This is a genomic window from Streptomyces sp. NPDC086777 (genome assembly GCF_040702065.1).
In the GTDB taxonomy this organism is placed as follows: Bacteria; Actinomycetota; Actinomycetes; order Streptomycetales; family Streptomycetaceae; genus Streptomyces.
In genome coordinates this window covers 36886-61148 of sequence record NZ_JBFBJI010000027.1, presented here as the reverse complement: position 1 = coordinate 61148, position 24263 = coordinate 36886, and the positions used below count along the sequence as shown (strand labels likewise).

The following is a 24263-nucleotide window of genomic DNA, read 5'->3' as shown; positions in this document are numbered from 1 at the left end:
CCGCATAGGCAAGAGGGGTGACCTCCCGATGGCATATCAGGCAGGTGGGCGGCGGCCGGCGCCGCGGCCCGTCCCCGAAAGCCTTGAGGCCCAGGCGTACCTCCAGGACTACGCACTGCTGCTGGACGCCGTCCCCTTCCCGTCGCTGGTGGTGGACCACCGCTGGGACGTGGTGCTGGCCAACGGCGCGTTCGAGACACTTTTCGGGGCGGTCGCCCCGCATCCCACCGCGATGCCCGGCGACAACTTCCTGCGTTTCGTCCTGTTCCACCCGGATGCCGGAACGATTCTCGGCGCCCACGAGGCGGGCTGGTGCCTGCCGCTGCTGGCGCAGTTCAAGACCGTCCTGGAGCGCTACGGCCACGACCACGAACTCCAGGCGATCCGCCGGGAGATCGCCCAGGACCCCATCATGGAGGCCGCCTTCCGGCAGGGACTGCCGCACTGGCTGCGCGCGGTCGGCGAGGACGGCGCACAGCTCGACGGAGCCGTCCGGCAGCTGCTGCACCCGGACCCGCTGCTGGGCGCCACCGAGTGCCGGGTCGTCGGCGAGACCCCCAAGACCCTCAACGACATGGGCTACGCGCGTTACACCCTGGTGCTGCGCGCCGGCCCCCGCCCCGCCGCCCCGCGCCGCTCCCGGCGGCCCGGCGGGCTGGGCGCCCATCTCACCGTCGTCCCGGCCCCCGAAGGCTGACCCGGCACCGTCGGCGTTCAGGTCGCCGACGGCGCCGGGCCGGACGCCGGCCGGCTCCCGCCCCGACTCCGGCTCATCCGCCCGCCACCACCAGGACCAGCGGCACGCCCCGGCACGGCACCAGCCGCAGCCCGCCGGAGGTGCCCGGCCGCCCGCTCTCCAGGACCGCCGCGAAGTCCGGCCCCCTGTCCAGCGAACCGGCCAGCCGGGCCGGGTCCGCCGAAGCCGCCACCCGGCCGCGGGCGTTGACCAGCCGCGCGGGTCCGGGCAGCTCGCGCAGCAGGGGCAGCGCGGCGGTCTCGAAGTGCCGCAGGTACACGTCGGCCGCGGCCACGCCGAGGAACCGGTCGCCCACCTGCACCGGCGCGGACAGCGTGAGGCTGTACTCGTCCGAACAGAGGTAGTCGACGTACGGCCCGGCCACCGCCCGCCGCCCGGTCTCCCGGGGCAGCGCGAACCAGTCCCAGTGCGTGTAGTCGGAGTAGGCCGAGGTGCGCGGGTCCAGGTCGAGCAGGAGCGGCCGCACGTCCCCGGAGGCGTCGCTCTGCCACCACTCCAGCCACGCCGGGACGTCGGCCAGCACCCCGGGCGCGGCCACGAACCCGACACCGGAGACCAACTCCTGCCGGGCCAGCCGCAGATGGAGTCCGGGGCGGAGCGCGGCAAGGTCGGCGGTGACCGGCCGGCGGCCCTCGGCGGCCACCCGGGCCAGCAGCGCGGCCGTGTCGGCGCGAGTGGCCGCGACCGCGTCGAACACCGCCTCCAGGGCATGGCCGACCCGAGCGGCCACGTACTCCTCGGCGGCATCGAGCGTGGCCGCCGCCGGACCGAAGGGGACGGTGGAGCGGCTCATGGTGCCCTCCGGCGGACGGGGGAGCGGGCGCGACGCGGCTACAGGGCCAGCCGCAGGGCGATCAGCCGTGCCGTCGAGTCCCGTACGCACCGCTCGGCCAGCTCCCTGGCCGATGTGTGCGCCCCATCCTGCACGGCCGAGATCACGGACCGGTGACGGTCCGCCACCTCTTCACGATATTCGTCGTCCCCGAGCACAAGGCAGAGCAGCGCCCCGATCTCCGTCTGCAGCGCGACCTGTTCGCGGGTGAGCCGGGCCGACTGGGCGGCGGCGGCCAGCTCCACGTGGAAGCGGCCGTACACCCGGCTGCGCGCCGCCGCGTCCGGCGCCCCGCGCAACTCCTCGGTGGACCGGCGCAGCTGGTCGAGGTCGTGGTCCTCGGTGCGCTGCGCGGCGAGGTCGGCCGCGGTGCCCGACAGGGCCGCCCAGTGGTCGCCGAGGTCGCGCAGCTCCTCGGGGCTCCAGCCGCGCAGCCGCGCCATGAGCCGCTCCCGGTCGGGCACCTCGGGGGAGGCCACGAAGCTGCCGCCGCCCCGGCCGCGGCGGGTGACCACCAGGCCCTGCTGGCGCAGTGCCATCAGCGCCTCCCGCAAGGTCACCGTGGACACCCCGAGCTGTCCGGCCAGCTCGGTCTCGCCGGGCAGCTGTTCCCCGTCGGAGAGGAGGCCTAGCTCGATGGCGTCGCCGATCCGGCGGACCACGGCGTCGACCCGGGCCCCGCTGTCCACGGGAGCGAAGACGGCTTTTCGGGCGCCGCCCGCCATCTGGTGCTGTCTCACGGCCCACCACCCTATGCGTTGACCCAACCTTTACCTCGGAAGGGTCTTGAGCTGTGAACTATGACTTCATATCTTTCCGGTCACCAGGTGCAACGCACGAGCACGGCAGAGAGGTTCCCGCCCATGGAGGCCAGCGCGATCCGGTTGCGGGATCTGCGGAAGTCGTTCGGCGAGACCAGCGCCGTCGCCGGGGTCGACCTGGAGATCCGGGACGGCGAGTTCTTCTCGATGCTCGGCCCCTCCGGCTCCGGCAAGACCACCGTGCTGCGCCTGATCGCCGGCTTCGAGACCCCCACCTCGGGCACGATCGAACTCGCCGGGCAGGACGTCACCCGCCGCGCCCCCTTCGAACGCGACGTGCACACCGTCTTCCAGGACTACGCCCTGTTCCCGCACATGAACGTCGAGCAGAACGTCGCCTACTCCCTCAGGGTCCGTGGCATCCCCAAGGCCGAACGCCTGGTCCGCGCCCGCAAGGCCCTCACCGAGGTCCGCCTCGACGGCTACGGCACCCGCCGCCCCTCCCAGCTCTCCGGCGGCCAGCGCCAGCGCGTCGCCCTCGCCCGCGCCCTCGTCGGCCGCCCCCGCGTCCTGCTCCTCGACGAACCCCTCGGCGCCCTCGACCTCAAGCTGCGTGAGCAGATGCAGATCGAACTCAAGGCCCTGCAACGCGAGGTCGGCATCACCTTCGTCTTCGTCACCCACGACCAGGAGGAGGCCCTGACGATGAGCGACCGCGTCGCCGTCTTCCACCAGGGCCGCATCGAACAGGTCGGCACCCCCGCCGAGATCTACGAACGCCCCGAGACCGCGTTCGTCGCCTCCTTCGTCGGCACCTCCAACCTGCTCACCGGCGAGACCGCCCTGCGCGTGCTCGGCGAGCACGGCACCCACAGCGTCCGCCCGGAGAAGATCCGGATCCTCGACGGAACCACCGCCGACCCGGACCCGGAAGGGCACGTCACCGCCCTCGGCACCGTCGCCGAGGTGGTCTACCTCGGCGACGCCACCCGCTTCCTGGTCGACCTGGACGGCGGCGGCCGGCTCACCGCGCTCCAGCAGAACCTCGACACCTCCGCCGAGGACGTCACCGCCTACCGCGGCACCCGCGTCCGGCTGCGCTGGCAGCGCCGGCACACCGTCCACGTCCCCGACTGACCCGCCGTCCCCTCACGTCCGGATCCGCCGTCCCTCACGTCTGGAGTACGCCGTGCGCCTCCCCCGTCCCCTCACCGCGGCCGCCGCCGTCGCCGCGCTGCTGCTGGCCGCCACCGCCTGCGGCTCCTCCGGCTCCGGCTCCTCGACCGGCCTCAACCCGCCCGACCTCAAACCCCTGGCCGCGCTGGGCAAGTCCGAGGGCCAGGTGAACCTGATCGCCTGGGCCGGCTATGTCGAGGACGGCTCGGACGACCCCAAGGTGGACTGGGTCACCGACTTCGAGAAGCAGACCGGCTGCCAGGTCAACTCCAAGGTCGCCGCCAGCTCCGACGAGATGGTCAAGCTGATGAAGACCGGCCAGTACGACGCGGTCTCCGCCTCCGGCGACGCCTCCCTGCGCCTGATCGCCTCCGGCGACGCCGCCCCCGTCAACACCAAGCTCGTACCGAACTACAAGGACATCTTCAGCGGCCTGAAGAACGGCGCCTGGAACTCGGTCAAGGGCCAGATGTACGGCATCCCGCACGGCCGCGGCGCCAACCTGCTGATGTACAACACCCAGAAGGTCAGCCCCGCGCCCACCTCCTGGTCCGCCGTCTTCGACGACGCCGGGAAGTACAAGGGCCACGTCACCGCCTACGACTCGCCGATCTACATCGCCGACGCGGCCCTGTACCTCAAGGCCACCAAGCCCGAGTTGAAGATCAAGGACCCCTACGCGCTCGACCAGAAGCAGTTCGACGCGGCCGTCGCCCTGCTCAAGCAGCAGAACGCGGACATCGGCGAGTACTGGAGCGACTACCTCAAGGAGATCTCCGCCTTCAAGAGCGGCGACTCCGTCATCGGCACCAGCTGGCAGGTGATCGCCAACCTGGCCGCCGGCGAGGGCGCCAAGGTGAAGGCCTTCGTGCCCAAGGAGGGCTCCACCGGCTGGTCCGACACCTGGATGGTCTCCGCCAAGGCCAAGCACCCCAACTGCGCCTACCAGTGGCTGAACTGGATCGTCTCCCCGAAGGTCAACGCCGAGGTCGCCGAGTACTTCGGCGAGGCCCCCTCCAACGCCAAGGCCTGCGCCCTGACCAGCGACAAGAACTTCTGCACCACCTACCACGCCGCCGACGAGAGCTACTGGAAGAACATCGCCTTCTGGAACACGCCCATCGAGCAGTGCCTGGACGGCCGTACCGACGTCAAGTGCGTGCCCTACGCCAAGTGGGTGCAGGCCTGGACCGAGATCAAGGGCTGACCCATGGCCCTGCTCACCCGGACCGCGGGGGCGCTGCACCGGCGCCCCCGGCTCCGCCTCGCCCTGCTGCTGACCGCCCCGCTGCTGTGGCTGGCCGTGCTCTACCTCGGCTCGCTGGCCGTGCTGTTCGTCTCCGCGTTCTGGACCACGGACTCCTTCACCTCCGAGGTCGTCAAGGTCTGGTCGGCCGACAACTTCCACGAGCTGTTCACCACGCCCGTCTACCGGCAGGTGATCCTGCGCAGCGTCGGCGTCGCCCTCGCGGTGACCGCCCTGTGTGCGGTGCTCGCCTTCCCGGTCGCCTTCTACACCGCCCGCGTCGCCAGGCCGAGCCGACGCCCGCTGCTCGTGGTCGCCATCCTCACGCCGCTGTGGGCGAGTTACCTGGTCAAGGTGTACGCGTGGCGGCTGATCCTGTCCGAGGGCGGGCTCGCCGACTGGCTGCTCAAGCCCCTCGGACTGAGCGGGCCGGGGTTCGGACTGCCGGCGACCGTGCTCACCCTGACCTACCTGTGGCTGCCGTACATGATCCTGCCGATCCACACGGCGCTGGAGCACCTGCCCGACAACCTCCTCGACGCGTCCGCCGACCTGGGCGCCCGCGCGGGGCGGACCCTCCGGTCGGTGGTCCTGCCGATGGTGCTGCCGTCCGTCGCCGCCGGATCCGTCTTCACCTTCTCGCTCAGCCTCGGCGACTACATCACCGTGCAGATCGTCGGCGGCAAGACCCAGCTCATCGGCAACCTCGTCTACGCCAACATCGAACTCAACCTGCCCATGGCCGCCGCGCTCGCCACCGTCCCGGTCGTCGTCATCGTGCTGTACCTGCTGGCGATGCGGCGGACGGGGGCGTTGAGCAGCCTCTGACGACAGGGTGCTATGTCACATGTCACACATGACACTCTCCCGGCCCGCGCGGATCGCGGTCCGCCTCGCCGCCGCCCTCAGCTTCGCCGTGATCTACGTGCCGTTGCTGCTGGTCCTCGTCAACTCCCTCAACCCCGACCGCAGCGCCGACTGGCCCCCGCCCGGCCTGACCACCCGCTGGTGGTCGGCCGCCTGGCGCAGCTCCGGCGCCCGCGAGGCGTTGTGGACCTCGGTGAAGGCCGGGCTCGGCGCCACCGGGATCGCCCTGGTGCTCGGCACGCTGATCGCCTTCGCGGTCGCCCGGTACCGCTTCTTCGGCCGGGGCGCGCTGTCCTTCGTGGTCGTGCTGCCGATCGCGCTGCCCGGCATCGTCACCGGCATCGCCCTCAACTCGGCGTTCAGCACGGTCCTTGAGCCGCTCGGCGTCGGACTCGGCCTGTTCACCGTGGTGGTCGGGCACGCCACGTTCTGCGTGGTGATCGTCTTCAACAACGTCGTCGCCCGGCTGCGCCGCACCTCCGGCAGCTACGAGGAGGCGGCGGCCGACCTGGGCGCCGACACCTTCCGCGCCTTCGTCGACGTCACCTTCCCGCTGGTGCGTTCGGCACTGCTCGCCGGCGCGCTGCTCGCCTTCGCGCTGTCCTTCGACGAGATCGTGGTCACCACCTTCACCGCCGGGCCGGGCGTCCAGACCCTGCCCCTGTGGATCTTCGACAACATGACCCGCCCGCAGCAGGCGCCGGTGGTGAACGTGGTGGCCGCCGTGCTCGTCCTGCTGTCCGTCGTCCCGATCTACGTCGCGCAACGGCTTTCGGCGGACACGGCGACCGGCAGCCGCGTCTGAGACCGGCGAGCCCGTGCCTAGAGTTGCGAAGCCCCTCCGTCGACAGGGAACTCCGCTCCCGTCGAGAAGGTCGCACCGAACGCCAGGTACGCCACCGCGGCGGCCACTTCCTCGGACACTCCCAGCCGCTGCATGGGGTTGGTGCTCCGGTAGGTGTCCTTCATCGTCTCGACGACGTCGGCGGGCAGGGAGCGGTCCAGGATGCCGCTGTCGATCGGGCCGGGGCTGACGGCGTTGACGCGTATCCCGCGCGGCAGCAGCTCGCGGGCCAGGGTGCGCGTCATCGACCGCAGGGCTGCCTTGCTCGCCGAGTAGACACTGAGCGCGTCGAGGCCCAGGACGTTCACCACCGACGTGGTGAGGACCACGCCGCTTCCCTCGCGCAGCAGCGGTGCCAGCGCCTGCACGGTGAAGTAGGGGCCCTTGGTGTTGATGCCGAACACCGCGTCGTACATCTCCTCCGTGGTCGAGTCGAACGGTGCGGACGCGGTGACACCCGCGTTGACGAACAGCGCGTCCACGGCGCCGAGGTGCTCCCCGACCGTGTCGGCCAGCGCCGCGACGTCCTTCAGGTTGGCGGCGTCGCTGCGGACGGCGACCGCCTTGTCCCCCAACTGCTCCAGCGCGGCGTCCAGGGTGGACCGGGTGCGGCCGGTGATCAGTACGCGCGCGCCACCGTCCGCGAACAGCCGGGCCGTGGTGAGGCCGATACCGCTGCTTCCACCCGTGATCACGATCTTCTTGCCGTCGTAAGTGGTCATGCCCCCAAGCCAAATACCCGCCCGCACTCCCCGTCCAAGACCTGTTCCGTATGCCGTCATGTCCCAGGCGTATGGCGACCCGCGACGTACCCTGGGCGAATGGACGTCGATCTGCGGCTCGTGCGCTATTTCACGGTCGTGGCGGAGCACGGCAACTTCGGCCGGGCCGCCGCCGGACTGCACCTGGCGCAGCCGTCGCTGAGCCGTCAGATCCAGCGGCTGGAGGCTCAGCTCGGTGTCCGGCTCTTCGACCGTTCGCCGCAGGGCAGCAGCCTCACCGAGGCCGGTCAGGCTTTCCTGCCCAGGGCCCGGATCCTGCTCCAGGAGGCCGAGCGAGCCGCGCGCGCGGCCAGGGCGGCCGGCCGGCCCCGCACGCTCACCATCGGCTACGCCGAAGGGCTGGTCATCACCGCCTGTGTGCAGGAGTTGCGCCGCCGGCACCCTGACGACCGGGTCCTGACCCGGCACCTCGACTGGCGGGACACGCGCGCCCTCGCCGAGGGGCGGGTCGACGCCCTCGTCGCCTACCGGCCGCTGCCCTTCGCCACGGACGGCTTCCGGGTGACGAAGCTCCATGACGAGTCACGGGTCCTCGTCACGTCGGCCGGACATCGTCTGGCGCAGGAGAAGGCCGTCAGCCCGGGGTCGCTGTCGGCCGAGGAACTGGTGGCCTGCGTCAGCACTCCGGTTGTCTGGAGCACGCCCAGGCCGGTCGGCGACCGCCCGGCACCGCCCCCGCCGACGATCGACGACAGCTTCGAGGACAAGCTGGAACTCGTCGCCACCGGTCACTGCGTCGCGATCTTCCCGGCCGGTGATCGACGCGCCGCTGTGCGCGAGGACATCGTCGTGGTGCCGGTCGTCGACATGGATCCCTGCGAGGTCGTCCTCGTCACGCGCGCCGGCGACCCCAACCCGCTGCTCGGACCGCTCGAGGGCGTCGCGCGCGCTCTGCTCGGCACTGCCTCCCGGCGGGAGAGCAGCGGACTGCCGGTCGGCTGACGCCCGTTGCCGCTGCGGGATGATTTCCGTGGCGGTCGTCGGCCGGTCGCTTCGTGCCCCGGGCGACCGCTGCGGAATGCGGGGCGGTCCGCCTCCACCGCCTTACGCAAACAGCTTGCGTAACTTGCGCTACCCTTGCGTGCATGACGCGACGACTTGCGGAAGTAGCCAAGAAGGTCGGGGTCAGCGAGGCCACGGTCAGCCGGGTGCTCAACGGCAAGCCGGGGGTCTCCGAGGCGACCCGGCAGGCGGTGCTCTCGGCCCTCGACGTGCTCGGGTACGAGCGCCCCACCCAACTGCGCGGTGAGCGCGCCCGGCTCGTCGGTCTGGTCCTGCCCGAGCTGCAGAACCCCATCTTCCCGGCGTTCGCCGAAGTGATCGGCGGCGCCCTGGCCCAGCTCGGCCTCACGCCCGTGCTGTGCACCCAGACCAAGGGCGGGGTCTCCGAGGCGGACTACGTGGAGCTGCTGCTGCAGCAGCAGGTCTCCGGCGTGGTGTTCGCCGGCGGTCTCTACGCCCAGGCGGAGGCACCGCACGACCACTACCGGCTGCTCGCCGACCGCAACATCCCGGTGGTGCTGGTCAACGCGGCCATCGAGCATCTCGGCTTCCCGAGCGTGTCCTGCGACGACGCGGTGGCGGTGGAGCAGGCGTGGCGGCACCTCGCGTCCCTGGGGCACGAGCGCATCGGCCTGGTCCTCGGCCCCGGCGACCACGTCCCCTCGGCCCGGAAACTGGCCGCCGCGCGGGCGATCGGGGAGGTGCCGGACGAGTTCGTGGCCCGGGCGATCTTCTCCATCGAGGGCGGCCACGCGGCCGCGTCCCGGCTCATCGACCGGGGCGTCACCGGCATCATCTGCGCCAGCGACCCGCTCGCCCTGGGCGCCGTGCGCGCGGCCCGCCGCAAGGGGCACGAGGTGCCCTCCCGGGTCTCGGTGGTCGGCTACGACGACTCGGCGTTCATGAACTGCACCGAGCCCCCGCTCACCACCGTCCGGCAGCCCATCGAGGCCATGGGCAGGGCCGCCGTCGAGCTCCTGAACGCGCAGATCGGCGGGACGGTGGTGCCGGCGGAGGAGCTGCTGTTCGAGCCCGAGCTGGTCGTCAGGGGGTCGACCGCGCAAGCGCCGAAAGCCTGAGGCTCAACAGATCCCATCTGCTGTCGAATAATTACAGATTCTGCGTGACATCTTGCGCGGCGGTGCTGCCGGTGCTTGAGTGTGCGGCGCCCACCGATCCCGGTGCGGCGCCCAACTGCTCCTGTTCTGGGGGGTCCACCGATGTCCAGCACCGGGTTCCGCCGTGCTCTCGTCGCGTTCGGCGTCTGTTCCTCGCTCGCGCTCTCGGCCACGGCCTGCGGGTCGAGCGACGACGACGCGGGCAGCGGCAAGACGCGCATCACCGTCAACTGCGAGCCGCCGAAGAGCGCCAAGGTCGACCGGTCGTTCTTCGACCAGGACGTCGCCGACTTCGAGAAGAAGAACCCGGACATCGACGTCGTCGCGCACGACGCGTTCCCCTGCCAGGACCCGAAGACCTTCGACGCCAAGCTCGCCGGCGGCCAGATGGAGGACGTGTTCTACACGTACTTCACCGACGCCAAGCACGTCGTCGACATCAACCAGGCGGCCGACCTCACGCCGTACCTCAAGGAACTCAAGAGCTACGACACCATCCAGAAGCAGCTGCGGGACATCTACACCGTCGACGGCAAGGTCTACGGCATCCCGCGCACCGGCTACTCGATGGGCCTGATCTACAACCGCAAGCTCTTCCAGCAGGCCGGCCTCGACCCCGACCAGCCGCCGACGACCTGGGACGAGGTCCGCGCGGACGCCAAGAAGATCGCCGCGCTCGGCAACGGCACGGTCGGATACGCCGACTACAGCGCGCAGAACCAGGGCGGCTGGCACTTCACGGCGGAGATGTACTCGCAGGGCGGCGACGTGGTGTCGGCCGACGGCAAGTCGGCCACCGTCGACACCCCCGAGGGCCACGCGGTGCTGCAGAACCTGCACGACATGCGCTGGACCGACAACTCGATGGGCAGCAAGCAGCTCCTCATCATCAACGACGTCCAGCAGATGATGGGTTCGGGCAAGCTCGGCATGTACCTCTCCGCGCCGGACAACATCCCGATCCTGGTGAAGGAGAAGGGCGGCAACTACAAGGACCTCGCCCTCGGCCCGATGCCCGGCGGCAAGGGCACGCTCATCGGCGGCGACGGCTACATGTTCAACAAGAAGGACACCCCCGCCCAGATCCGCGCCGGCCTGAAGTGGCTCGACTCCATGTTCCTCACCCCCGGTGACGGCTTCCTCGGCGACTACGCCCGCGCCAAGAAGAACAACGCGCCGGTCGGCCTGCCCGAGCCGCGCCTGTTCACCGGCGCCGCCGATGCCAAGGACCAGGCGGTCAAGAAGGCGAACGCCAACGTGCCGGTGGAGAACTACCAGGCGTTCCTGGACGGCAACCAGTCCCTGCAGATGAAGATCGAGCCGCCGGACGCCCAGCAGATCTACTCCGTCCTCGACGGCACCGTCTCCGCTGTCCTCACCAAGAAGGACGCCGACATCGACCAGCTCCTCAAGGACGCCAACGACAAGATCAACGGCATCCTGGCCCGAGGCTGACCACGATGACCAAGACGGCCGCACGACGACCCGCCGCCACGGCGGCGGTCGCCGTACGACAGACCCCGGCGCCGCCCCCGGCAGGGGACCGGGGGCGGCGCCGGATCACCGACCAGGTCCGCGCCTACGGCTTCCTGCTCGGCGGGCTGATCTGCTTCGCGCTGTTCTCCTGGTACCCGGCGATCCGCGCCGTGGTGATCTCCTTCCAGAAGTACACGCCGGGCTCGTCCGCCGAGTGGGTCGGCACCGCCAACTTCACCCGGGTCCTGCACGACCCGGAGTTCTCGGCGGCCTGGCGCAACACCCTGACCTTCACGCTGCTGGCCCTGCTGATCGGCTTCGCGATCCCCTTCGTCCTCGCCCTGGTCCTGAACGAACTGCGGCACGCGAAGGCGTTCTTCCGGGTGGTGGTCTACCTCCCGGTGATGATCCCGCCGGTGGTCAGCGCCCTGCTGTGGAAGTGGTTCTACGACCCCGGGGCCGGCCTCGCCAACGAGACGCTGCGCTTCCTGCACCTGCCCACCTCGAACTGGACCAACGGCACCGGAACCGCGCTCGTCTCCCTGGTGATCGTGGCCACCTGGGCCAACATGGGCGGCACCGTCCTGATCTACCTGGCTGCCCTCCAGTCCATCCCCGGTGAGCTCTACGAGGCCGCGGAACTGGACGGCGCGAACCTCCTGCAGCGTGTGCGGCACGTGACGATCCCGCAGACCCGGTTCGTCATCCTCATGCTGATGCTCCTCCAGATCATCGCCACCATGCAGGTGTTCACCGAGCCGTTCGTCATCACCGGCGGCGGTCCGGAGAACGCCACGGTCACCGTGCTCTACCTGATCTACAAGTACGCCTTCCTCTACAACGACTTCGGCGGCGCCTGCGCGCTCAGCGTGATGCTCCTGGTGCTGCTCGGCATCTTCTCGGCCGTGTACCTGCGGCTGACCCGGTCCGGGGAGGACGGATGAGCAGCGCCACCCGCACCCTGATCTCCCCGGCGACGCTGGCCCGTCCGCGCGGGAGAGCGGCCTACTGGACGGTCTTCACGGCGGTCGTCGTCCTCTTCGCGCTCGCCTTCCTCTTCCCCGTGTACTGGATGGTCACCGGGGCGATGAAGTCGCCGGACGAGATCGCGCAGACCCCGCCCTCCGTCATCCCGAAGCACTGGCACCTGTCCGGCTACACCGACGCCTGGGACCTGATGCAGCTCCCGGAGCACCTGTGGAACACGGTGGTGCAGGCCGCCGGCGCCTGGGCCTTCCAGCTGGTGTTCTGCACGGCCGCCGCCTACGCCCTGTCGAAGCTGAAGCCGGCCTTCGGCAAGGTGATCCTCGGCGGCATCCTGGCCACCCTGATGGTGCCGGCCCAGGCCCTGGTCGTACCCAAGTACCTGACCGCCGCCGACCTGCCGTTCATCCACACCAGCCTGCTGAACGACCCGCTCGGCATCTGGCTGCCGGCCGTCGCCAACGCCTTCAACCTCTACCTGCTCAAGCGGTTCTTCGACCAGCTGCCCCGCGACGTGCTGGAGGCCGCCGAGATCGACGGCGCCGGAAAGCTGCGCATCCTCTGGTCCGTGGTCCTGCCCATGTCCCGTCCGGTCCTCGGGGTCGTCTCGATCTTCGCCCTGGTGGCGGTCTGGCAGGACTTCCTGTGGCCGCTGATGGTCTTCTCCGACACGGACAAGCAGCCCATCAGCGTGGCCCTGGTCCAGCTCTCGCAGAACATCCAGCTCACCGTGCTCATCGCCGCGATGGTGATCGCCAGCATCCCGATGGTCGCGCTGTTCCTCGTCTTCCAGCGGCACATCATCGCCGGCATCAGCGCGGGCAGCACCAAGGGCTGACGGCCCTTCCTCCGACAGAAAGGTTCGCCCAGTGGGACAGCCCAGCCATGCCCCGAAGGACCAGGACTGGTGGCGTTCGGCCGTCATCTACCAGGTGTACGTCCGCAGCTTCGCCGACAGCGACGGCGACGGCACCGGCGACCTCGCGGGCGTCCGCGCGAAGCTGCCGTACCTCGCCGAACTCGGCGTCGACGCACTGTGGTTCAGCCCCTGGTATCCGTCTCCCATGAAGGACGGCGGCTACGACGTCGCCGACTACCGGGCCATCGACCCGGCGTTCGGCACCCTCGCCGAGGCCGAGAAACTCATCGCGGAGGCGCGCGAGCTGGGCATCCGGACGATCGTCGACATCGTCCCCAACCACGTCTCCGACCGGCACCCGTGGTTCCAGGCGGCGCTGGCCGCCGGACCGGGCAGCCCGGAGCGCGAGCTCTTCCACTTCCGCCCCGGCCGCGGCCCGGACGGCGACCTGCCGCCCAACGACTGGCCGTCGCAGTTCGTCGGCTCCACCGAACCGGTGTGGACCCGGCTGCCCGACGGCGAGTGGTACCTCCACCTCTTCACCCCGGAGCAGCCCGACCTCAACTGGGCGCATCCGGCGGTCCACCAGGAGCACGAGGACATCCTGCGCTTCTGGTTCGAGCGGGGCGTCGCGGGCGTCCGCATCGACTCGGCCGCGCTGCTCGCCAAGGACCCGGACCTGCCCGACCTGGCCTCGCACCCGCACCCCCACCCCTTCGTCGACCGCGACGAGCTCCACGACGTCTACCGTGCCTGGCGCGCGGTCGCCGACGCCTACGGCGGTGTCTTCGTCGGCGAGGTCTGGCTCCCCGACGCCGAACGGTTCGCCCGCTACCTGCGCCCCGACGAACTCCACACCGCCTTCAACTTCTCCTTCCTGTCCTGCCCCTGGGACGCGGCCCGGCTGCGCACCTCGATCGACACCACCCTCGCCGAGCACGCCCCGGTCGGCGCCCCCGCCACCTGGGTGCTGTGCAACCACGACGTGACCCGGACGGCCACCCGGTACGGCCGCGAGGACACCGCCTTCGACTTCGCGGCCAAGGCCTTCGGCGTCCCGACCGACCTGGAGCTGGGGACGCGCAGGGCCCGCGCGGCCGCGCTGCTCTCCCTGGCCCTGCCCGGCGCGGTCTACATCTACCAGGGCGAGGAACTGGGTCTGCCCGAGGCCGACATCCCGGCCGACCGCATCCAGGACCCGATGTACTTCCGGTCCGGCGGCACCGACCCCGGCCGGGACGGCTGCCGGGTGCCGCTGCCCTGGGCGGCGGGGGCGCCGCACGCGGGCTTCGGCTCGGGGGCGGAGCCGTGGCTGCCGCAGCCGGCCGGCTGGGCGTCGTACGCGGTCGACCGGCAGCAGGACGACCCCGGCTCCATGCTCGCCCTGTACCGGCGCGCCGTCGCCCTGCGTCCGCGCTTCGGCGACGGCCCGCTGACCTGGCGGCCCGCCCCCGAGGGTGTCCTCGCCTTCAGCCGCGCCGACGGTGTGACCTGCGTGGTCAACCTGGGCGCGACCCCCGCCGAACTCCCGGCCCACTCCGAACTCCTGCTCAGCAGCGGCCCACTGGACGACGCGGGCCGGCTGCCGCAGGACACGGCGGCCTGGCTGACGGACTGAGCCGCCGGTACCGCTCGCGCTGTCCCCGCCCCCCACCCCGAAGGGATCAGCGCGTGCAGCGCAGCACAGCCATCCATGTCAGGAGCATGTCAGCCGTGCCGCTCACCGCGGGCATGCTCGCTGCCCTCGCCTTCGCCCTCGCGCCCGCCGCCCACGCGGCCGCGGGGGCGGTCCTCCCCTTCACCTCGGTGGAGGTGTGTCCGACCCCCTGACCGGGTCCTCCCCCCGGGGAACCCCGCGCTTCGCCGCCTGGATCTGCTCGTGGACGTGGGTCCGCAACTCGGCGAAGCGCGGGGCGATCCGCGTGTGCAACTGGTCGCGCTCGTCCGGCAGATCGACCTTCAGCTGGTCCTGGACGACGGTGGGGGAGGCGGAGAGGACGATCACCCGCTGCCCCAGGTAGACCGCCTCGTCGATGTCGTGGGTGACGAACAGGACCGTGATCCCGCGTTCCCGCCACAGCCTTCGGACCAGGTCCTCCAGATCGGCCCGGGTCTGGGCGTCGACGGCGGCGAACGGCTCGTCCATGAGCAGCACCCGCGGTTCGCAGGCCAGGGCGCGCGCGATCGCCACCCGCTGCTGCATGCCGCCCGACAGCTGCCACGGACAGGCGCCGGCGGCGTCCGCGAGATCGACCGGGCCGAGCGCGTCGGCGACCAGCTCCCTGCGCCGCTCGCGCGGCAACCGCGACTGCTTCAGCGGGAGTTCCACGTTCTGGGCGACCCGCATCCAGGGGAACAGGCTGCGGCCGCACTCCTGGAACACGAACGCCATCCCGGGCGGCGGGCCGGTCACCCTCCGCCCCTCCAGGAGGACCTCACCGCCGGTCGGGGAGAGCAGGCCACCCCCGCACTTCAGCAAGGTGGTCTTGCCGTACCCCGACGGGCCCACCAGGCAGGCGAGTTCGCCCGCCGCGACGGTGCAGGTGAGGTCCCGCACCGCCTCGATGCGGCGGCCGGATCCGTCGTAGACCTTCTTCAGGCCGCGTACGTCGAGCATGGACCGCCCCTTCGCGAGGGGTCACGTCGACGATGGGGATGATCCCCACCTTGACCGTGGTGGTGCCGCCCGACGAGGCGGTGGTGGACGACGAGCCCCCGGAGGACGCGTCCTGGAACTCGGCTACGCCTACCTCTCCGGCCTCGACCTGCCGCGCCTGGCCGCCCCGCACCTGGAGCGACTCGCCTCGCTGGTGGGGGAGTCGGCGGCACTGTGCGTCCTGGACGGGGAGGCGGCCGTGTGCGTCGCCCAGGTGCCGGCCCGGCGGGTCATGGCGGCGGCCGTCGCGGTGGGCTCGCGCTTCCCGGCGCTCGGTACGGCGGCGGGCCGTGCGATGCCGGCCGGCGCGCCGGAAGCCGAACGCGCCCGACGTGCCGCGCCCGCCGGACGTGCCGCGCCCGCCGGGGAGCACGTGCTGCTCGACGGCGACCCCGAGGACGGCGTGACGACACTGGCCGCCCCGGTCCGGGACCGGAGCGGCCGGGTGGTGGCCGGGGTGAGCCTCGCGGTGCACTCCGGGCGGATGTCCGCCACGGCGGTCCGCCGCGACCTGCTGCCGGGGCTGCGGGCGGCCGTGGCGGCGATCGAGGCGGACCTGCGGATCACAGATCCAGCACCAGGCGCGCCCCCCGGCACCGCGACACGCAGATGAGCATGGTCTCCCCGGCTGCCCGCTCCTCCTCGGTGAGCACCGAGTCCCGGTGGTCCGGGTCGCCTTCGAGGACATCCGTCTCACACGTCCCGCAGGTGCCCTCGGTGCACGAGTAGAGCACCTCGACCCCGGCCGCGCGGACCGTGTCGAGCACGGAGACACCCGGCGCGACGGTGAGGGTACGGCCGCTCTGCGCGAGGACGACCTCGAACTCCCCGTCCTCGCCCGTCTGTCGGGCCCTCGGCCGGAACCGCTCCACGCGCAGCGCGCCCGCCGGGCAGCGCTCCTCCACCGCGTCCAGCAACGGCCCCGGACCGCAGCAGTACACGAGGGTGCCCTCCGGGACGTCGTCGAGTACCGCGGCCAGGTCCAGCAGCCCGGACTCGTCCTGCGGGGCGACGGTGACCCGCTGGTCGCCGTACCGCGCCACCTCGCCGAGGAACGCCATGGACCGCCGGGTCCGGCCGCCGTACAGCAGCGTCCACTCGGCGCCCGCGGCCTCGGCGGCGGCGAGCATGGGCAGGATCGGGGTGATGCCGATGCCGCCCGCGACGAACCGGTAGCGGGACGCGGGTTCGAGCCGGAAGTGGTTTCGCGGCCCGCGCACCCGGACCTTGTCGCCGACGCCCACCTGCTCGTGGACGTACGCGGATCCGCCCCGCCCGGCCGGCTCCCTCAGCACCGCGACCCGCCAGCAGGACCGGTCGCCGGGATCCCCGCAGAGCGAGAACTGCCGCTCAAGCCCGGGTCCGAGCAGGACATCTACGTGCGCCCCCGGCTCCCAGCCGGGGAGTTGCTCGCCGAGGGGGTGCCGAAGGGACAGGGTGACCACACCGTCGGCGGCCGTCTGCCTTTCGCTCACGACCAGTTCGGCTTCGTACAGGCTCATGCGGTGCGCTCCGGGGGCTGGTGGCCTTCGGGGTGGCCGAGCATCCACTCCCACATCTCGACCGGGTCCTGGGCGGTGTGCTCGGCGCCGCAGTGACAGGTGCCGTGCAGGACGTCGGTGCCCGGCAGCCAGTCGATGCGGTAGACCTCCCCGGTCGCACGGGTCTCACTCGCCGGTGCGGTCACAGGACCTTCTCCACGGGCTTGTCGCCCTCCTCCACCAGCCGGGCGAGGATACGGCGGGCGGCCAGGCCGCCGGTGTCGATGTTGATGCTCAGTTCCTGGTAGCCGGTCCGCTCCGAACCCAGCGTCCGCTGCAGGAGGTTGAGGGCGTCCACGTCCTGCATGACCACCGTGTGGTTGTTGCTCCGCAGGAACTCGGTGACCTCGGCGTCGTCGGTCGCCCAGTCCCGGGAGACCATCCAGAAGTCGTACACCTTGCCGTCCGAGGACGGGGTGATCGCGTAGGTGATCTCGGTGTGGAAGCCGTTCGGATCGCTGCCGTCCGCCTCCGGCACCACTCCGGCGGGCGCGATCCGGCTGTGCAGCAGATACAGGCACGGCGCGTGGTACTCGATGTCCTGCCAGCGCGTGATCCGGCCCTCGATGCCGGTGGAACGGGCGTAGAACGGCGGGCACTCGGCGTCGTCCATGTGCCGGCTGACCCGCACGATCCCGGCGCCCTCGTCGACCTCGGTGGTGATGGGCGTCTCGGCGACCTCGGGGGTGCCTATGTAGCCGCCGTGCAGATAGGTCTCGTGGGAGAGGTCGAGGAGGTTGTCGACGAGGAGACCGTAGTCGGCGTCGATGGGCTCCATGCCGCGCACGGTCAGCCAGCCGGGGGAGTCGAGGTGCCGGGCGCGCGGGACGGTGCCCGCGTCGGCGAGCGCCGGGTCGCCGACCCACACCCACAGCAGCGAGTCCTGCTCGACCACCGGGTAGGAGGCGACCCGTGCGGTGCGCGGGATGCGTTTCTGCCCCGGCACGTACACGCAGGCGCCGGTCCGGTCGTAGGTGAACCCGTGGTACCCGCACACGATCCGGTCGCCGTCGAGCCCGCTCTCCGACAGCGGGTAACGACGGTGCACACAGCGGTCGCTGAGGGCGACGGGCGTGCCGTCCTCCTCGGCCCGGTAGAAGACGAGGGGTTCCCCGAGAATCGTCCGCCCGAGCAACTCGCGCCCGACCTCGTGACTGTAGGCGGCGACGTACCACTGGTTCCTGGCGAACGCGGTGATGTGCGGCATGGCTGCGGCTCCCGTCGTTGGGTCGTGGCGACATCGTCGACACCGGCCGCACGGGGCGCAATACGGCTTCCGTGTCACGGAAGAGTGCTTGGAAACTCCCTGGTGGGAGCGCTGATGCCAGGCACTGTGCCGCCGCGTGCCGGCAAGGGTGACAGCAGCCGTGCCGTCTGCCCGCAGTGACGGGTGTGTTCATCGGCGACCACCTGGTTGGGATATATGTCCGTTCTCTCGCTTGTCCGGCACTTCTTTGGCGGTATACGGCTGGTACAGCGGCAGAAGTCGCATAGTTGCAGGTCAGAGTTGGGCATTGTCGCGATAGGAGGGAGACGGGGGCGAATCCGGGTCGAATCTGCCTTCTTTTGGCCCCTCCGGTGGATTGGTGCAGGTCGGCTGCATGATCAGACGTCATGCAGCCGGCTTGTGTGAGCGGCTGCCGCAGTCGAAGGGTGGCAGGGGTTGCGTCCTGGGAAGTGGTGTACGGTCCCCACCTGATCCGGGCGTTTGCCCTCGCCGAGTCCCTCGACCAGGCTGTTCAAGCCGGGGCGCCCGCGCCAGTGGCGCCCCCGGTTCCCGAGAAGCCGTTGCCCGAGATGACGACCGAGGAGTGGGAGGCGCACCGCCTCTCGTACTGGGGCGGCAAGCTGACGCCGCTGCGTCGGCCGATGACGATCGGCGAGCTGGTCGCCGGCCGGTACGACGAAGACGAAGCGTAGGCGCGGCCTATCGTTCGTCATCTCAACCCGGGCGCCCGCCGACGGGCCGCCGAGGGGCCTGCGTGTACTGTCCTGCCGAGCTGCGACTCAGCAGGTCTGACCAGGGGAGATAGGGGGGCGCGTGAGCCAGTGCACGAAGACGACGACCAAAGGGACCCGCTGCCGGAATCCCCTCATGGTCTGGTACGGCATCAGCCCTCACCCGCAAGTCTGCGAACGCCACGCCACCCCGGAGCAGAAGGCCGCGTCAACGGCAGCATTGGATACCCCCATCAACATCGCCACGGCGAACCCCGCTGCAGCGTTCCCCGGGGTGTCCATCACCCCGCAGCGTCTCATCTGTGAGGCCATGAGCGGCTGGGTGGCCAAAATCCGTGGCACGAACGAGAAGTACGTGTACGCGCGCACGTTCCTCAACCGAAGCCGTAACCAGCCTTATGGATGGCCGCTGCCTGGCAACGGCTTGTATGAGTGCCGAGAGATCGGCCCGTATGGCAAGTTCTCGTGCTTCTTCGTGGTCAAGGGCACGTTCCGCAGCAAGGTGCAGCTGGTGACCCCGGAGGAAGCCGCGCGGATCGCTGGCCGGATGGGACCACAGCCCTCGGAGTGATGCCGGACCGGACGCACCCCTGGCCGTGGCACACTCCATGATCCGCGGCGGCAAGCGGCCCCGCCGAGCCTGTAGGCGAGGTTGACAGACGTGGCGATGCCGCCGCCGGAGGTCTGCAAGCACTCGAAGGGCGTGGTTGGCCGTGGGCTGGGCAGCAACAGGCCCAACGCTGGGCGGGAGTCTGGCAAGCGTGGTGGGGAGCGTGCCGGATGCCGTGCGACCGACCGGGGGAGCAGGCATGGGTGGATCCCATCTGAGGCAACTGGCGTGTGGCGTCGGCGATTCCCGCTAGGGTTCACATCTCGGCCACAATTGCTCTCGGCGGGGGTTTTGTTCGTGTCGCGGATTGCTGCTCGTCGTGGTTCGGACCCGATGCGGATCGGGCGCTTCCGGGTGGTCGGGGTGCTGGGCGCGGGTGGGATGGGCACCGTGTACGCCGCGGTCGGGGAGCGGGACGAGCGGGTAGCGGTGAAGGCCGTGCACGCCGGGCAGGCCGCGGATGACCAGTTCCGGGCCCGATTCCGGCGAGAGGTGCAGGTGCTGCGGCGGGTGTCGGGTCCCTGTCTGGTGCCGCTGCTGGAGGCCGATCCCGAGGCGGACATCCCGTGGCTGGCCACGGCCTACGTACCCGGCTTGACGCTCGCAGAGCACATGGCGATGCGTGGGCCGCTGGCCGGGATCCAGCCGTACCTGTTCGCCGCGGGAACGGCCGGAGCGCTTGCGGCCGTGCACGCCGCCGGGGTGGTCCATCGCGACCTGAAACCCGCGAATGTGATCCTGGCCCCGGACGGGCCGCGGGTGCTGGACTTCGGTATCGCCCACGTCGCCGACGGCACCGCGGTCACCCGTACGGGCACGTTCACCGGGACCCCGGGCTGGCTGAGCCCCGAGTACTACCGGGACGGCACCTCCGGGCCGCCCGGGGATGTCTTTGCCTGGGGTGCGCTGCTCGCCTTCGCGGCCACCGGCCGCCACCCCTTCGGCACCGGCAATGCCGAGGCCGTCGCCTTCCGCGTCCTCAGCACCGAGCCGGACCTCGACGGTGTCCCCGACGACATGCTCAGCCTCGTGACGGCCTGCCTCGCCAAAGACCCCGGCCATCGGCCGTCGTCCGCCGCAGTGGCGCAGAAGACCGCCGAGCTGCTCGGCGAGCAGGCGACTCAGGTTCTCGGGTATGTCCACGACCGGCCGACCGACGTCCCGAACCTGATCGCAGAGCAGTGGCACCCCCCGACCGTCGAAGACCCCGCCTGGCCGGCTTCCGCGATACGCCCTCCCTACCGGCGCGCCCCGCTCATCGCCGTCGCGGCCGCCGTGTTCGCCGCGGCCGCCACAGGAACCTGGTTCGCAGTGGACCCGGACCACGCCTCAGCGCGCGCCACCCACTCCCCGCAGCCGACCGTGGCCCGCTCCGCCCCTGGCGCCACACCGGCTGCGGCCACGTCACATCTCGCCCGTTCAGCCGTTACCGAGTCACAGCTCCCGACCGCCGCGGCGTCATCCGCGCCGACGCAGACCCAGGTGGTCACCCTCAGCCCCTGGTCCCCAGGCGGCACCCCGGAAACCGGCATCACCATCACCGACCGGGCCAGCGGCTCTTGCTTCGGGACCGCCGAATCCACGATGCGCACGGACGCCTGGCGCTGCACCGCCGGCGACCGGATCCTCGACCCTTGTTTCTCCCCGGACTCCGATCCCTCGGACACCAGCGCGCTGTGCCTGGACGGAGCCCCCGACCGCATGGTCGAACTATCGGTCCCCGAGGGCTTTCCCGGCAACAACGACCACATACCGGGCGGACCCGACATCGAACCGATCATCCTCGTCCTGGCCAACGGCGCCCGCTGCTCGTTCGCCGGTGGCGGCACCGCGACGCTCGCGGGACAGCGCCTGAACTACGGCTGCGACAACGGCGGCTACCTGTACGGCTACCCGAACAAGATAGCCGCCATGTGGACCATCTCCTACGCTGCCCCCGGCAGCGGAGCCAGCGTCTCCACGGCGATCACCACCGTCTACCAATAGCGCGCTGACAGCTACGCCGCTGAAGCGGCCGATGGCCGGATCGGCCCACCACAACCGCTCGCGGCCGCAGGCGGAACTGCGGACAACGTCCCGCCGGTGACCTGGGACAAGACGTGGGGCTACCGGATGCTGGAGGACGCGCCGGAGGTCTGGATCGGCTACGAGCGGGCGTTCTTCGAGTCGGTCCACCACCGGTTGGAGAACTTCATCGCCGGCATTCTCCTGCCGCACCAGAAGAAAAAGCCCGACGACCCCTACATCCGCACGGTCGCGCAGATGGGCGCGATCGAGTCCACTCTGCATCTTCTTGCCAACCTGGAGTGAACCTCTGGAAAGGCGACGGACCGCGACCGCACCACCGTTGGCTCTTTTTCAGGTCGCGGCCCGGCACCTCGTCATGCCGCTGCCCCGTTACCGCTACCCCTCCGACCCCAGCGACCTCGAATGGGCCCTCCTGGCACGGCTCCTGCCGACTCCCGCCTGGCAGACCCCAAAGGACGGGGCACCGGAGAAGTGGCCCCGTCGGCGTGTCGTCGACGTCATCCGCTACATCACCGACAACGGGGCGAAGTGGCGTGCCCTGCCCGCTGACTTCGGCATTCCGTGGCGCACGGTGTTTGGGTACTTCGCCCGATGAGCGAAGGCCGGTGTCCTGCGGCGCGACGACCCCGGCAGAGGAGAGCAGGCGTGCACAGCCATCGAGACGGGCCTCGCCGCCGACTACGGACCTGACCACCTGCACCCCCTGAACCTCCGCGATCTCCGCGGCTGGCTCCTTCACTTGTCGGGACAGCACGCCGAAGCCGTCCGCCACCACACCGGGCTGCTCCCGCAGCTCATTCGGACCCAGGACCCCCGTGCCCCGCTCACCATCGCGGTCGCCCAGCGCACCTGCGGCATTTGGCAGCACGGCGCCGACAAGGCCGGACTCCCCCTCCCGGGCACGCTCCGCGACGCGGGAGCGGAGGCTCTGCCCCTCGTGGACGAGGTCCTCGGCACTCTCCACCGGGCGACGCGCTACCCGCACCTCATGCTCAGCAACGGCTGATCACCCCTCCGACTGGGCCCGCCAACCGATTCGACTCCCTCAACCCTCCCACATGTGAATATAACGGCACAAATAGGAGGCATGAGGGTATAAAAAATCCGCGAAGCGCGCAGCTTCACGGTGCGTCTGGAATTCCCGGGCGGAATTCCTACTTCTGACTCGTCCGTGAAATGGAGGTGTCTGGAGCTGTGGCGGCGGGTGGCTTGTCTGACGGAGAATTCTGATCGAAAGCGGTGGCGACGTAGGGGTGGAACCACAACGCCAATCCCCCGAAGAAGATGCCGACCATCTTTCCTACTGTGCGGGCGGTCGGAAGCGGTGTCCGGATCCTCAACTGGCCCTGGGCGTATGAGATGTCAACGGTCTTCGCGTCTGTGGAACGCTTGGTGCTCAAGGTGATCCTCCTGCGGAATCTAGTGTTTTCGGACATGACGAAAGCGACTCCTGTCGCTTGGGTAAAAAAAGACATCCGAGTACCCATCGACCCAATACGGGCTCAGGGTGCACTGGTCCCAGTGAGGACAGCATGCTCGGATGGTGCGCGTGAAACTGGACGACAACGATTCCGCTGTCGTCAACACCGGCGCTTCCGCCGTTGTTGAGGAGAACGCTACGCGCGAACGGACGATATGTCAAAGTCCTTTGCGGTCCTGGAAACTGATCGCCCTTCAGTGCTGGGCCGCTTCCGTTCGCTCCTGTCGCTGCCTGTGAATTCCAGGGGTCTGACCTGCCCATCTTCTTTTTGCTGTTGCGGAGAGGGTTACTTGCTGGCCGGTGAGGGTGCGTTGGGAATGCAGGTGCGGGGGCGCTCCGGCACTGGCCAGGGCGGAAGGGGAGCGCGCCGTGCGTGCGCTGCTGGAGGCGACGGTCAGCCGAGGGCGAGGAGGATGGGTTCGAGGAGGCGGGAGACCATCTCGATGTAGGTGCCGGCGGTGGTGAGGTTCTGGCCGCTGGAGCGGAAGACGACCGAGTTGACAGCGACGCGGGTGGCTTTCTCCGCGCGGGTTCAGGTGATGCATTGCGGCCATCCGCCGTGCAGCGTCGGGTCGGGAACAATGGTGCTGAGGTTGATCTTGCTGCCGTTCAGGGTTCCGGTGGTGGCGGGGGCGGGCTCATGGGTGGGCAGGCCGATGCCCATCAGGAGCAGCGCGGTCACGCTCGTGGCGGCCAGCAGCCAGGTGAAGGCACGGGAGGCACGCAGGCCGTAGCCGGACAGCAGCCAGTACCCCCACAGCAGGCGGCGTTCGCCCTTCGTGGTGCCGGTCTTGTCGTGGCGGCGCATCTCTAGTGGAAGCGGGTGACCTGGTGCCCGATGCGGCGGGCCAGGGACTCGGTCCAGACGGTGAACTCCTCCGGCGAGAACACGTTGTCCAGGCTCAGCATCGCCACCGTGTGCGGGACATCGCCCTCCACGGCGCCCCCGGCCACCTTCCCGGTGGGGGAGCCGGGCAGCACCTGCTCCGGGTGTCCGGCCTCGTACGCGGCGATCTCGCGCACCAGCCGGTCGTAGCCGTCGTCGTCCCGCGGCGAGGTGCCGCCCGCGTAATACGCGGCCGCCGCCCCGACGGCCTCCTCGACCGCCTGTGCGTAGGAGGTGGCATCCGCGATCTCTGCTGCAGGTGTCGTCATGACCGGCATCCTGCCTCCCACCACTGACAACGGTGCGTTCCCGGAATTCCCGCACCGACCGGGGGAGCGCAGGTCTGGCGTAGTCCGCAGTGTCCTGTCCCGCTACGGACCACCGGCTGGTGTCCGCCAG

Annotated in this window: 26 protein-coding genes and 2 pseudogenes; 19 read left to right on the top strand and 9 right to left on the bottom strand. The window is 70.5% G+C overall.

The genetic code is table 11. The features are described 5' to 3' along the window. Nucleotides 1-28 precede the first annotated feature (28 nt). Entirely contained in the window at nt 29-697 is a 669-nt protein-coding gene (locus AB0472_RS31795; RefSeq protein WP_366361512.1) for a hypothetical protein, read from the top strand. Between the two features lie 73 nt (nt 698-770). Here AB0472_RS31795 and AB0472_RS31790 read toward each other — a convergent pair whose 3' ends face one another. Beyond that, nucleotides 771-1550, bottom strand: a complete 780-nt coding sequence (locus AB0472_RS31790; protein WP_366361510.1) for a cache domain-containing protein — start codon at nt 1548-1550, stop codon at nt 771-773. 38 nt (nt 1551-1588) lie between these two features. Beyond that, nucleotides 1589-2329, bottom strand: coding sequence for a GntR family transcriptional regulator (locus tag AB0472_RS31785; RefSeq protein ID WP_366361508.1), 741 nt, complete (start codon nt 2327-2329; stop codon nt 1589-1591). A gap of 123 nt (nt 2330-2452) precedes the next feature. Here AB0472_RS31785 and AB0472_RS31780 point away from each other — a divergent pair, with 123 nt between their 5' ends. The 4 genes from AB0472_RS31780 to AB0472_RS31765 are packed head-to-tail and all read left to right on the top strand — an operon-like array spanning nt 2453 to nt 6444. Then, on the top strand, nt 2453-3487 hold the full coding sequence (locus AB0472_RS31780; RefSeq protein WP_366361506.1) for an ABC transporter ATP-binding protein: 1035 nt from the start codon (nt 2453-2455) through the stop codon (nt 3485-3487). A gap of 52 nt (nt 3488-3539) precedes the next feature. Continuing rightward, a complete protein-coding gene (locus tag AB0472_RS31775) occupies nt 3540-4733 on the top strand; it encodes an ABC transporter substrate-binding protein (RefSeq protein ID WP_366361504.1) in 1194 nt (397 codons plus the stop codon). A 3-nt stretch (nt 4734-4736) separates the two neighbouring features. Continuing rightward, nucleotides 4737-5600: an ABC transporter permease gene (locus AB0472_RS31770; protein WP_366361502.1), complete on the top strand. Its 864-nt coding sequence runs from the start codon at nt 4737-4739 to the stop codon at nt 5598-5600. A gap of 28 nt (nt 5601-5628) precedes the next feature. Further along, a complete protein-coding gene (locus AB0472_RS31765; RefSeq protein ID WP_366361619.1) occupies nt 5629-6444 on the top strand; it encodes an ABC transporter permease in 816 nt (271 codons plus the stop codon). Between the two features lie 17 nt (nt 6445-6461). Here AB0472_RS31765 and AB0472_RS31760 read toward each other — a convergent pair whose 3' ends face one another. Continuing rightward, entirely contained in the window at nt 6462-7205 is a 744-nt protein-coding gene (locus tag AB0472_RS31760; RefSeq protein ID WP_366361500.1) for an SDR family oxidoreductase, read from the bottom strand. Nucleotides 7206-7304: 99 nt separating this feature from the next. Between AB0472_RS31760 and AB0472_RS31755 the strand changes: the two genes are divergently transcribed. The 7 genes from AB0472_RS31755 to AB0472_RS31725 all read left to right on the top strand — a co-directional run bounded on the left by AB0472_RS31755 (nt 7305) and on the right by AB0472_RS31725 (nt 14534). After that, nucleotides 7305-8207: a LysR family transcriptional regulator gene (locus AB0472_RS31755; protein WP_366361498.1), complete on the top strand. Its 903-nt coding sequence runs from the start codon at nt 7305-7307 to the stop codon at nt 8205-8207. A gap of 143 nt (nt 8208-8350) precedes the next feature. Then, the gene (locus AB0472_RS31750; RefSeq protein WP_366361496.1) at nt 8351-9346 is read left to right on the top strand and encodes a LacI family DNA-binding transcriptional regulator; all 996 of its coding nucleotides are present in this window, start codon (nt 8351-8353) and stop codon (nt 9344-9346) included. A gap of 141 nt (nt 9347-9487) precedes the next feature. Continuing rightward, nucleotides 9488-10840, top strand: coding sequence for an extracellular solute-binding protein (locus AB0472_RS31745; protein WP_366361494.1), 1353 nt, complete (start codon nt 9488-9490; stop codon nt 10838-10840). A 5-nt stretch (nt 10841-10845) separates the two neighbouring features. Next, nucleotides 10846-11805, top strand: a complete 960-nt coding sequence (locus tag AB0472_RS31740; protein WP_366361492.1) for a sugar ABC transporter permease — start codon at nt 10846-10848, stop codon at nt 11803-11805. Further along, nucleotides 11802-12683: a carbohydrate ABC transporter permease gene (locus AB0472_RS31735; protein WP_366361490.1), complete on the top strand. Its 882-nt coding sequence runs from the start codon at nt 11802-11804 to the stop codon at nt 12681-12683. Before AB0472_RS31740 ends, AB0472_RS31735 begins: the two co-directional genes overlap by 4 nt. Before the next feature lie 31 nt (nt 12684-12714). After that, nucleotides 12715-14322 (top strand): glycoside hydrolase family 13 protein, encoded by a 1608-nt coding sequence (locus tag AB0472_RS31730; protein ID WP_366361488.1) that lies wholly within the window; start codon nt 12715-12717, stop codon nt 14320-14322. Between the two features lie 53 nt (nt 14323-14375). After that, on the top strand, nt 14376-14534 hold the full coding sequence (locus AB0472_RS31725) for a hypothetical protein (protein ID WP_366361486.1): 159 nt from the start codon (nt 14376-14378) through the stop codon (nt 14532-14534). Here AB0472_RS31725 and AB0472_RS31720 read toward each other — a convergent pair. Further along, nucleotides 14503-15321, bottom strand: a complete 819-nt coding sequence (locus tag AB0472_RS31720) for an ABC transporter ATP-binding protein (protein ID WP_366361484.1) — start codon at nt 15319-15321, stop codon at nt 14503-14505. The genes AB0472_RS31725 and AB0472_RS31720 overlap by 32 nt on opposite strands. Between AB0472_RS31720 and AB0472_RS31715 the strand changes: the two genes are divergently transcribed. Then, entirely contained in the window at nt 15320-15973 is a 654-nt protein-coding gene (locus tag AB0472_RS31715) for an IclR family transcriptional regulator C-terminal domain-containing protein (RefSeq protein WP_366361482.1), read from the top strand. The two genes, AB0472_RS31720 and AB0472_RS31715, sit on opposite strands and share 2 nt — an antisense overlap. On the opposite strand, the gene AB0472_RS31710 is transcribed toward AB0472_RS31715, so the two are convergent. The 3 genes from AB0472_RS31710 to AB0472_RS31700 are packed head-to-tail and all read right to left on the bottom strand — an operon-like array spanning nt 15924 to nt 18108. Then, a complete protein-coding gene (locus tag AB0472_RS31710) occupies nt 15924-16862 on the bottom strand; it encodes a PDR/VanB family oxidoreductase (RefSeq protein WP_366361480.1) in 939 nt (312 codons plus the stop codon). The genes AB0472_RS31715 and AB0472_RS31710 overlap by 50 nt on opposite strands. Next, a complete protein-coding gene (locus tag AB0472_RS31705) occupies nt 16859-17047 on the bottom strand; it encodes a hypothetical protein (protein ID WP_366361478.1) in 189 nt (62 codons plus the stop codon). Before AB0472_RS31705 ends, AB0472_RS31710 begins: the two co-directional genes overlap by 4 nt. Next, complete coding sequence (locus AB0472_RS31700; RefSeq protein WP_366361476.1) at nt 17044-18108, bottom strand: aromatic ring-hydroxylating dioxygenase subunit alpha; 1065 nt, start codon at nt 18106-18108, stop codon at nt 17044-17046. The genes AB0472_RS31705 and AB0472_RS31700 overlap by 4 nt, the downstream gene beginning before the upstream one ends. Before the next feature lie 590 nt (nt 18109-18698). Between AB0472_RS31700 and AB0472_RS31695 the strand changes: the two genes are divergently transcribed. The 6 genes and pseudogenes from AB0472_RS31695 (at nt 18699) to AB0472_RS31670 (ending at nt 22504) form a co-directional block, all read left to right on the top strand. After that, the gene (locus tag AB0472_RS31695; RefSeq protein ID WP_366361474.1) at nt 18699-18821 is read left to right on the top strand and encodes a hypothetical protein; all 123 of its coding nucleotides are present in this window, start codon (nt 18699-18701) and stop codon (nt 18819-18821) included. A gap of 175 nt (nt 18822-18996) precedes the next feature. Further along, nucleotides 18997-19431: a hypothetical protein gene (locus AB0472_RS31690; RefSeq protein ID WP_366361472.1), complete on the top strand. Its 435-nt coding sequence runs from the start codon at nt 18997-18999 to the stop codon at nt 19429-19431. A 372-nt stretch (nt 19432-19803) separates the two neighbouring features. After that, nucleotides 19804-21456: a serine/threonine-protein kinase gene (locus AB0472_RS31685; protein WP_366361470.1), complete on the top strand. Its 1653-nt coding sequence runs from the start codon at nt 19804-19806 to the stop codon at nt 21454-21456. Between the two features lie 96 nt (nt 21457-21552). Continuing rightward, nucleotides 21553-21780 (top strand): hypothetical protein, encoded by a 228-nt coding sequence (locus AB0472_RS31680; RefSeq protein WP_366361469.1) that lies wholly within the window; start codon nt 21553-21555, stop codon nt 21778-21780. Between the two features lie 73 nt (nt 21781-21853). Then, nucleotides 21854-22090, top strand: a pseudogene (locus AB0472_RS31675) (transposase); the annotation flags it as partial. 147 nt (nt 22091-22237) lie between these two features. Next, entirely contained in the window at nt 22238-22504 is a 267-nt protein-coding gene (locus tag AB0472_RS31670; RefSeq protein WP_366361467.1) for a hypothetical protein, read from the top strand. Nucleotides 22505-23510: 1006 nt separating this feature from the next. Here AB0472_RS31670 and AB0472_RS31665 read toward each other — a convergent pair. Continuing rightward, nucleotides 23511-23786, bottom strand: a complete 276-nt coding sequence (locus tag AB0472_RS31665) for a hypothetical protein (RefSeq protein ID WP_366361466.1) — start codon at nt 23784-23786, stop codon at nt 23511-23513. 8 nt (nt 23787-23794) lie between these two features. After that, nucleotides 23795-24133 (bottom strand): annotated as a pseudogene (locus AB0472_RS31660) (NAD-dependent DNA ligase LigA); the annotation flags it as partial. Between the last annotated feature and the right edge of the window lie 130 nt (nt 24134-24263).